The sequence below is a fragment of the Flavobacterium succinicans LMG 10402 genome, assembly GCF_000611675.1.
Taxonomy (GTDB): Bacteria; Bacteroidota; Bacteroidia; order Flavobacteriales; family Flavobacteriaceae; genus Flavobacterium; species Flavobacterium succinicans.
Genome location: NZ_JATV01000030.1, coordinates 1 through 9,435, shown reverse-complemented (window position 1 = coordinate 9,435; position 9,435 = coordinate 1). Strand labels below are relative to the sequence as shown.

Genomic DNA, 9,435 nt, shown 5'->3' with positions numbered 1-9,435 from the left:
TTTAATCCCAGCCTGCGTGTAGCGCGGGAACGTTAGGGTGTATAGCTCCGTTGAAAAGACACAGCCGACATCAACCAGACGTTTTGCAACTGAAAAAATAATAATGAACTAGCTAGCGTGCCGACGCAAATCAAGCTCGGAATTTGACACTGAAATGCGAAAGAAAAGCATGTGTGAATCACTTTGCGGAAAACAGAAAGTGGAAAAATTTTTCGTTTTTATTTTGAGTTTTAATAGAAAAACATAATTCCGACGACAAACAGAAAACTGAAAAGCAACCGAAATTGAAACGTGGAAAAGTTGCCGACATTGGACTGGAAAATTGGAACGGATGAACTTTGGTGCTTTTCAAACGTGTCGCTACACACCCTAACACACGCTACAAGCGATTTGGGCATTTTTTTTTGGCTAATCAGAAAAATAACGCTAATTTAGGCCCAAACCGCGTGTAGCGCGGGAACGTTATGGGCAACTTGACTAAAAAACAAGCAATATGATATTTGAAAGAGGATATTTCCAATCAAAAAGTATAACTGAATCTTTTGTGAATGAATCTTTGCGCGAAGTAAAGATGTTTAGTCATACAAAACCATATTCAAATTCAAACACTGTTTTCCTTTCACACAAGCATAGTGATTTAAAAGATTTGCAAGGTGTAATGGGTTTATTAAAAGAATATGATGTAAAGGTTTACATTGACAGTATGGACAATAAAATGCCTAAAGAAACGTCAGGGGAAACAGCAACGAGGATTAAAGATGTAATAAAATTCAGCAAAAAATTCATCTTATTAGCTACCGAAAAAGCTATAGAATCTTATTGGTGTAATTGGGAACTTGGTTTTGGTGACACCCATAAATTTATTGACAACATTGCAATACTTCCAATGAAAGAACCAGGTACTTATGATCATAATTATAAAGGTAATGAGTATTTGCAAATATATCCTCGAATAGATTATAACAAATCATTCACCAATATTCACGGTCATTTCTTTAAAGAAGGCTATTATGTTAAAAAACCTGCAAACAAAGAAGGAACAGTATATATAACAGAACTAAGTGAATGGCTAAAACAATAAATAAAATGGACAAAGAAACTTTACATAAAGAAATTGATTTAATACAAGGAGTTATTAATCGAATGGCGCATAATTCTTTCCTCTTAAAAGGCTGGACAATTACAATTATCGTTGCTGTTTTAGCTTTGACAAAAGACACTTTAGTAACAAATGATATTACATATTTTTCCATAATACTCTTAGTTCCACTTGTAGCATTTTGGTATTTAGATGCGTTCTTTTTACATAAGGAAAGATGTTACATAAAATTGTATAATTGGGTTATCGAAAACCGTCTAAAAAGTGAAGATTATCAATATAATTTAAACTATAGGAGATTCGAAAACAAAGTGGATTCTGTATGGAAAATTATGTATTCATCTACTTTATCTACTTTTTACGGTATTACTACAATAATTTTATTAGGAATCACAGTTTATAATATTTTTAAATAAATCTTTAATTTTTAAATATGTCTGGATTTACCAAAAATCAATCCAATAAAGTCCTTGAAAAAAGCAAAAAAGAATTTTCGAATTATTTGACTAAAATTTCGATACTCATCCCATTAAATTATGATTTTGAAATAATAATTTCATTAATACATAAATATTACCCTTATGAGTGGCGTGAATTAAATGAGATAAGTGATTACTATAAACTAAAAGACAAAAAGCTTAATGTAAAAAACATAAAAATACGTCACATATTCCCAACTTCTGTCGAGATAATTAGAGAACTAAAGATTGTAAAAAACATACTAAGTAAGGAATTTAGATCTAACCACAAGTTATCCTTTGATATTGAAAAATACAAATTAGACAAACAAAACTTCAATATTGAAAGGCTTCCTAAAATAAAAATCATAAAAGATAAAATTGAAAAAGCAAAATTAAAATCACAAGAATTAGAGCCTAATTTTTTAGATAAATTAATAGGTATTTACGAACAAAAAAATACATCTCAAAAAGACCGTGTTTATATATTTAACGAATTGGAAAGATATTATTGTGATAAGACATTATTCTTTTTTAGAAAAAAAGTAGATACCGAATATAATTTTCAATTAAGAGAAATGGCATTTAAACATTTGCAAAGTTTAAAACATTTTGCTGTTTTAAGAAGCCAAAAATATATGCGAATACCTAGTAATAATAAAAAATGTAGACAATTTCTTAAGAACATTTATAGCAAGGAACATTTTAATATAAAATCGATACCTCAAGAATTAGAATATCGTATTGAGAATTCAAAAGAACAAAAACTTAAAACTTATCATTTTTTCATATCACATAGTAGCAATGACTTTAAACAAGTACAGTCTGTAATTAGCTATCTAAACCTTAATAATAAAAATGTTTATTGCGACTGGATTAATGACGAATCATATTTAAAAAGAAACTTAATTGGAGAATCCACAATATCAGTAATTAAAAAAAGATTGGAGCAATCTGACAACATTTTGTTTATTAAATCAGAAAACTCATTAGCATCAAAATGGGTAAAATATGAATTAAACTATTTTCAATCTTTAAAAAAAGAAATATTTGAAATAGACATTGAAGAACTAAAGAGTAATAAATTTAACTTTAAAAAAATAAATGATTATTGGTTTGTTGATCCTAATTATAAGGAAATTAATTTATTAAACTGATAACAGTCCATAACTATTTGCAATAAAAATAGTTGACGACAGCTATTTTGGGAAGTTAAATACCTCATTAAATATACAAAACAGAAACGTGAAAGATCAAATTTACCACCAGAAACTTGAAAAATTTGTGGTTTAAATCATAACTTCGACTAAAAACAAGCAGCCCATAACAGCTAGTAAGCAATAGTCGGGAATCAGGCTTAATGGAAAAATGATTTTGTATTTGGCAAATTAGTGATAATCCGAAAATAATTGCTTTATTTAGCCCGACCATCGCCTACTAGCAAGACGTTAGCCGTCATTGTAGTGCAGAATCAAGAATCTAATGCAATTTTATAACCAAAAAACAGAACTCATTAGCAAAAAAAAACAACTATGAAAAACACAATTTTAATTTTATTTCTATTTTTAACCTTAACTTCTTGTTCGAAACAGGACAAAAAGGAATCTGCTAATAAACAAATTAACAGTACCGAAAATAATCTTGACAAGAAAAATAAAGAAATCACTATTAAATATTCAACCCCAATTAAAGGTTACAATGTAAGTGCAAGATGGCTTATTAGAGGAAAACTCGAAGTTATGGGTTCAGAAAATTTTAGCGGTCCAGCGATACTAATTTTTGAAAATATAAACACTAAAGAAATATCTTGGGTTTTACACCCTGAATTTACAATAGACATTGATAAAGAAAATCTAAAATATATTACTGTTAAAGATGGAGAATATATAAAAAACCAAAGTTTTACACAAATATCTAAATATATAAAACCGAAATTTGAAAAAGTTGGAACTTCTAAAGAAGAAGAAGGTTTCGGATATACATACATTCCTTTCTTTTTTCAAGATGTAGATTTTGACGATAAAGACGAACTTATTCTAACTTATGCCAAAACATATGAAAAAGGTGGTTCACAAAATAAACTATTCAAAACACCAGACTATAATAATTTAGAATTTAGAGAAATGACTGAAGAGCCATTTTCTAATTTTTCAGGATTCTACTATGGTAACCCAAGCGCAGACGCATATAGTTACACAACTATTGATTACCAAAACAAAACCATAACACATTCAGGTCTGTCAGGTGCAGGAGGTCATGGATATATAATTTATGAATTTAAAAAATCAGAATATGGAGATGATTATCATTTATTTAAAAAAACAGATGTAAATAATTATAATAATTGGGAAATAAAAGAAACTACTATATCGACATATGATGATTATGGAAGCGAAATCATAAAAATAAATAAAAGTAAGTCGAAGTTATACTAAATCATAAAGTCAAAAGAATAAGTATTACTTAAAAACAACAAACGGCTAACACACGCTACAAGCAAGCTGGGCAATTGGTTTAATTTGAAAATAGTCTGTATTTGATGCATTTGTTTTTAACCGAAAGAATACGCATCTTTAATCCCAGCCTGCTTATAGCGCGGGAACGTTATGCCTAATTTTAAAAACCGAAAGTAAAAAATGACGAATTTAATCAAAGAAAATAAATTTGAAGATTTAAAGGAAATTTTAAAAAATTCAACAGAATTTCAAATTCACACATATTTATTAGACATTTTAAACTATAAAACAGTTGAAATTGATGCTGAGAGTTTTTCGGCAAAAAGATACCAAGAAGAATTTTTGGAAGGACTAACAATATTTGAAGCACTAAAAGAATCTGATATCGACAAAATTCAACTCACTAATTTTTTAAATATTTTAATTGAACTTGGTTTTAAAATGGGTGGATTTATACAGTTAATGGCGCAAACGGCAATGAATAAGGGTGTTTACTTATCTGATATTGAAGATTTGTACAAAGTAAATCCAATAATTAGACAAAAATTACAAGAATTTATTGAGCATTTGAAAAATTTTGAGAATCAAGATAAATCAATTGCAAATCTTAGTGCAACAAAAGCACAAATAAGTAATTCAATTGGAAATTTATTACAGAAACACGAAATTGGAGAAGATATGCTTCAATTTGCTCAATCATATGAAAAAGTTGAACAAACAGAAATGGCTGCGAGAATTTATCAAGGTATTATGAATGATTTTGAATCTGAATCAGTGAAGTCTAGTAGTGGTTTATTTCCTGAAATTTCATATGTTGATGACAGGCCCGAAGACGAAATTAATATATTCGAAACTGCTAAAACAAATTTTGAAAGACTAACTGGACAAATTGTACAAGAACCAAAAAGAGTTCACATAAACGAAAGTAAAAAAGCTAAAGAAATAGTAGCAGAAATGGAAAAAAGTGTTAAACAAACAGAGAATGAAAACGAAAGTGGATTTTTAAATAAACTAAAACGACTATTTAAGAAAAACTAGGCATAACAGCAGTTACACAAGATGCAAGGATTTAGTGGAATTGCCGTTTCGCATTGAACTTTTATCTTAAATAGAAAATATGCAGTCACGAAGCCTTGCACCTCGTGTAGCTGCAAGGAACGTTAGGGTGTATAGCTCCGTTGAAAAGACACAGCCGACATCAACCAGACGTTTTGCAACTGAAAAAATAATAATGAACTAGCTAGCGTGCCGACGCAAATCAAGCTCGGAATTTGACATCGAAATGCAAAAGAAAAGCAAATTTGAATCACTTTGCGGAAAACGGAAAGCGGAAAAATTTTTCGATTTTTTTTTGAGTTTTAATAGAAAAACATCATTCTGACGACAAACAGAAAACAAAAAATTTACCGAAATTAAAACGTGGAAAAGTTGCTGACATTGGACTGGAAAATTGGAACGGATGAACTTTGGTGCTTTTCAAACGTGTCGCTACACACCCTAACACACGCTACAAGCGATTTGGGCAATTGGTTTAATGGGAAAATTGGTTTTGTATTTGGAAGTTTTGGCTTATCCGAAAATTAACGCTAATTTAGACCCAAACCGCGTGTAGCGCCGGAACGTTGGCAGTAATTTTAAAGTTTTGGCTTATCCGAAAATTAACGCTAATTTAGACCCAAACCGCGTGTAGCGCGGGAACGTTGGCAGACAGTTTGGAAAAACGTAACGAATAACGAAATTTACTCATATGAGAAATATTATATTCCTAATAACAATTTTAATCTTTAGCTGTAATTCCAAAACAGAAAAAAAAGCAGAAAATGTTGAAAAGCAGAATAATGAAAGCGTGATAAAAGGACCGAAAATAACTGGCGGAAAATATTTTGAATATGACGAAATTGAATATTATCAAAGTGAAATTGAAGAAGACCAAATTGGAGAATTATATGATAATCAAGAAAAGTCAAAAAAAGATTCTTTGAAAATGGGAATAATTTTGGGAGAAATTCCAAAATCAATTAATGACACAAAATTTATCGACAATTTAAAATCTTTTGGATATACAAAATCGAAAATTGAAGAAAATAAGTTTAATAAAATTGACGAGGTTTTTACAGAAAAAAAACATTCGGAAGCATATCAAACTGGATGTATTTACATTTATAGAGATATATTAATATTCAAAAAAAAGTCAAAAATAATCGGAATAGCTAAAATATGTTTTGGTTGTGATGCAAGTGTAATTGTTGGGACAAAATCTAATACGGAAGAATTTGGAATGAGTGGCGATTATGAAAAATTAAGAGAAATATTGCGTGGAAAATAAAACCGATCTGCCAACAGGCGTTTGGCAAGATTGCGAATTTTGTAGTAAATACACGTTTATTTCTCGCAAGAAATTTTATCTTTAACAGAAAATAAGTAGTTCCGAAGTTCGCAACCTCGCCAAGCGCCGGGACGTTAGCGGTAATTTAAGCGAAAACTTCATTGTTAATAAATGTATAATATGACAATAAAAGACAAATACAAACTTTCATTTGACAAAAAAAAGGAGGATGGAAAATATTATTCATATGCAATAACTTTGGAGATAATGACAGCCAACGAATCGCAAATAAAGTCAATCAAATGCACATAATTGAATGCGAAGGTTTGCTTACTGATATCATAGAAGCCCAAAAAGGCAGCTATTTTGAAGAATATTTTGTCTTAGACAAAGGTGAAGCTAGTGATGAAGATGAATTGAAAATTTCTCCTCCAAACATTATTATTAATCTTTATACCAAAATACCATTAGAAGACATGAAAAATCTTTTAATGGAATGGATAAACTTTGTAAAAAACGATAGGTAAAAGAAATTTCATTGATAAAAAGATATTTTAAAAACATAAAGAAACTTCGTAAAGATTTTGATTATTATGAAAAACGAAAAAATTATAGAAGCTATTGTTGACAAAATAAATGCGCGATACGATGATTTTGATATTGAAAAATTCTTAAAACAAAAAGAAATAAACTCAAATGAATATAATGCATTAATTGAAGCGGCTAAAAATAAAATTTTAGAGCATAAATTAAAAACGTATCCAAAGCAAAATAAATTAGCGTTTATCTTTTCGCTAGCTTTGTTTGTAGTACTTCTTCTTTTTTTTGGTTTTATTCTACCATCATTAAATATTGCCAGTGGAATAATTCCACTAGCAATAATGGGAGCAATTTGTATAAGTTTGACTGGATTTTACGCTATACTATATTATAAAAGTTGGAAAAAAGACTTTATAGAAAAAGTTGGAAAACCAAAATTAGATTTACAAACCTATTTTTTAGTATCAAGTATACCAAACGTTTTGCTTTATTATATTATTTCCTGGAGTTTTATAAATGAATCTGGATATAATCTTTATAAACTAGACATAACTATTAAAGCAATAAAATCTTTAATCCCATGAAGAAGAATCAAAAAAAATAACACACCAAATATCGCTATTTGTAAAAAGTATGAACAAAAAGATAAGTGAAATAAAAAAAATAATTAAAGAGTTCAGAAATATTGACGGAGATTTTTGGAATTATGGAGGCAACGAATTAATTTACGAAATATTAGATTCATTTAATAACATAGAATGGGAAAAATTAAAAGTTGAGTTAAATAATTTTGAAGATTATGAGCATTCTATTTTTGCTCGGGCAATTCTTTCTTATGAAAACGATAGAATACTAAACAAAGTTGATATTTATGAAATATTTTTCATGGAATTTGTGTTGTTGAATCATTTGGATGATTCAGACTGTCTATTACAAGATATTATGTATTTGGAAAATATTCGAAAACCAAAACTCGATTTATTACAAAATGTAAAAGAAAAAATTAAAATTTTAAGAAGTTACGAAAAATCAATTAATGATGAAAAAATGTTTCTTTTTGCTGAAAACTTAATTGATGACGTGATAAAAAAAAACTACCGCTAACACACGCTACAAGCAATTTGGGTATTAGGCTTAATGGAAAAATTGGTTTGTATTTGGAAGATTTGGCAAATCCGAAAATAGGGCTTAATTTAGTCCCAAACTGCGTGTAGCGCGGGAACGTTAGCTGCAACCGTAAAACTACAAATAGACAACTATGGATTTTCCGAAAAGAATTAAACAGCATAAATCTCAATCTGATTCGTTTGCAATACTTCTATACAAACTTAAAGACCTCGGTATATTCAGAAATGCAACCGAAAATGATTATGGAATTGATTTTGAAATTGAAATTGTATTTAAAGACAGGGTAATTGGAAGGTACTTAAAAGCACAAGTTAAAAGTGCAGAGGAACTTTATATTCGTGCTGACGAAAAACCAACAGTTGGAGGAATCAAACAAACGACATTGTCTTATTGGACAGAATTATGTTTTAGAACACACGTAATAGTGTTTGCAGTTGATTTAAGAACTGAAAAAATATATTTTACAAAATCAATATTTTGGCAAGCAACCACTTTATTAGATGGCTCAGAAAAGAGTAAAACAATTGAATTTTTACCAGCTATAGATCTTTCAAAGGGAATTCCGAGTAAAACTCCTGAAGAAGCGAAGACATTAGAAAAGACAGAAAACTTCTTGTCAACAACTCTTATTCAAAAAATAGCATTTCAAAGTAGCATTGTTGACATTCTTTATGCCCATAAAAGTATTCTTAGAAATATACATTCTATCTATGAACTATATACTGATACTTGGCACTATGATGCATGGACAGAAGTACAAGCATTAGATATGTTTAAAACGGTTTTGGAATGTGCAAAAATATTAATTGATGAAGTTCCAAAAAAAGACTTAAATGACGAAGAATATAAAAATCTTTTCAATTTTGAATATTGGGCAAGAATTACAGATTGGTCTTATGATGATGTCTCAAACGAAGTTGCAAAAAAGCCTTTAAAAATTATTTTACCTCTACTTTTAGACAAAATTCAATATTACAGTACGCTCGTTTTGTCTGGAGCATATTATTGGATTCATAAAGACATACCATATCTAAAATTAGTTTTTAAAACTATAATTCCTGAAGAAAGAAGTCATGAAAATATAATTCATGTAAACTATGACAATACAGAGTTTGAAAATAAAGAAGATTTTGACTTATTTATTTACAAAGTCATAGAGAAGAACAAGAATTTAAAAGATGACAAAAACGGCAGCAGCTAACAGCCGTTTCTCGCAATTGCGAATTTTGTGGTAAGTTCACGCTCACATTTCGCAAGAATTTTTATCTTTAACAGAAAATAAAAAGTTCCGCAGTTCGCAACTGACGAGAAGCGGCGGAACGTTAGGGTGTATAGCTCCGTTGAAAAGACACAGCCGACATCAACCAGACGTTTTGCAACTGAAAAAATAATAATGAACTAGCTAGCGTGCCGACGCAAATCAAGCTC

11 protein-coding genes are annotated in these 9,435 nt (G+C 29.5%); all 11 read left to right on the top strand.

What is annotated here, in order from left to right:
* Positions 1-493: 493 nt before the first annotated feature.
* Positions 494-1,081 carry a toll/interleukin-1 receptor domain-containing protein gene (locus tag AO58_RS0116495; protein WP_051536749.1) on the top strand — a complete coding sequence of 196 codons (588 nt, stop codon included), beginning with the start codon at positions 494-496 and terminating at the stop codon, positions 1,079-1,081.
* 5 nt (positions 1,082-1,086) lie between these two features.
* Complete coding sequence (locus tag AO58_RS0116490; protein WP_024982744.1) at positions 1,087-1,515, top strand: hypothetical protein; 429 nt, start codon at positions 1,087-1,089, stop codon at positions 1,513-1,515.
* Positions 1,516-1,532: 17 nt separating this feature from the next.
* Positions 1,533-2,714: a toll/interleukin-1 receptor domain-containing protein gene (locus tag AO58_RS17415; RefSeq protein ID WP_035718005.1), complete on the top strand. Its 1,182-nt coding sequence runs from the start codon at positions 1,533-1,535 to the stop codon at positions 2,712-2,714.
* Between the two features lie 375 nt (positions 2,715-3,089).
* A complete protein-coding gene (locus tag AO58_RS0116480; protein WP_024982743.1) occupies positions 3,090-3,992 on the top strand; it encodes a hypothetical protein in 903 nt (300 codons plus the stop codon).
* Positions 3,993-4,193: 201 nt separating this feature from the next.
* Positions 4,194-5,051: a hypothetical protein gene (locus AO58_RS0116475; protein WP_024982742.1), complete on the top strand. Its 858-nt coding sequence runs from the start codon at positions 4,194-4,196 to the stop codon at positions 5,049-5,051.
* A 399-nt stretch (positions 5,052-5,450) separates the two neighbouring features.
* Positions 5,451-5,597, top strand: coding sequence for a hypothetical protein (locus AO58_RS18070; RefSeq protein ID WP_155959427.1), 147 nt, complete (start codon positions 5,451-5,453; stop codon positions 5,595-5,597).
* Positions 5,598-5,760: 163 nt separating this feature from the next.
* Positions 5,761-6,339, top strand: coding sequence for a hypothetical protein (locus tag AO58_RS0116465; protein ID WP_024982741.1), 579 nt, complete (start codon positions 5,761-5,763; stop codon positions 6,337-6,339).
* 302 nt (positions 6,340-6,641) lie between these two features.
* Entirely contained in the window at positions 6,642-6,866 is a 225-nt protein-coding gene (locus AO58_RS0116455; protein ID WP_024982740.1) for a hypothetical protein, read from the top strand.
* A gap of 66 nt (positions 6,867-6,932) precedes the next feature.
* Positions 6,933-7,463: a hypothetical protein gene (locus tag AO58_RS0116450; RefSeq protein WP_024982739.1), complete on the top strand. Its 531-nt coding sequence runs from the start codon at positions 6,933-6,935 to the stop codon at positions 7,461-7,463.
* Positions 7,464-7,512: 49 nt separating this feature from the next.
* The gene (locus AO58_RS0116445) at positions 7,513-7,983 is read left to right on the top strand and encodes a hypothetical protein (RefSeq protein ID WP_024982738.1); all 471 of its coding nucleotides are present in this window, start codon (positions 7,513-7,515) and stop codon (positions 7,981-7,983) included.
* Between the two features lie 154 nt (positions 7,984-8,137).
* Positions 8,138-9,208, top strand: a complete 1,071-nt coding sequence (locus AO58_RS0116440; protein WP_024982737.1) for a DUF4365 domain-containing protein — start codon at positions 8,138-8,140, stop codon at positions 9,206-9,208.
* Positions 9,209-9,435: the final 227 nt, after the last annotated feature.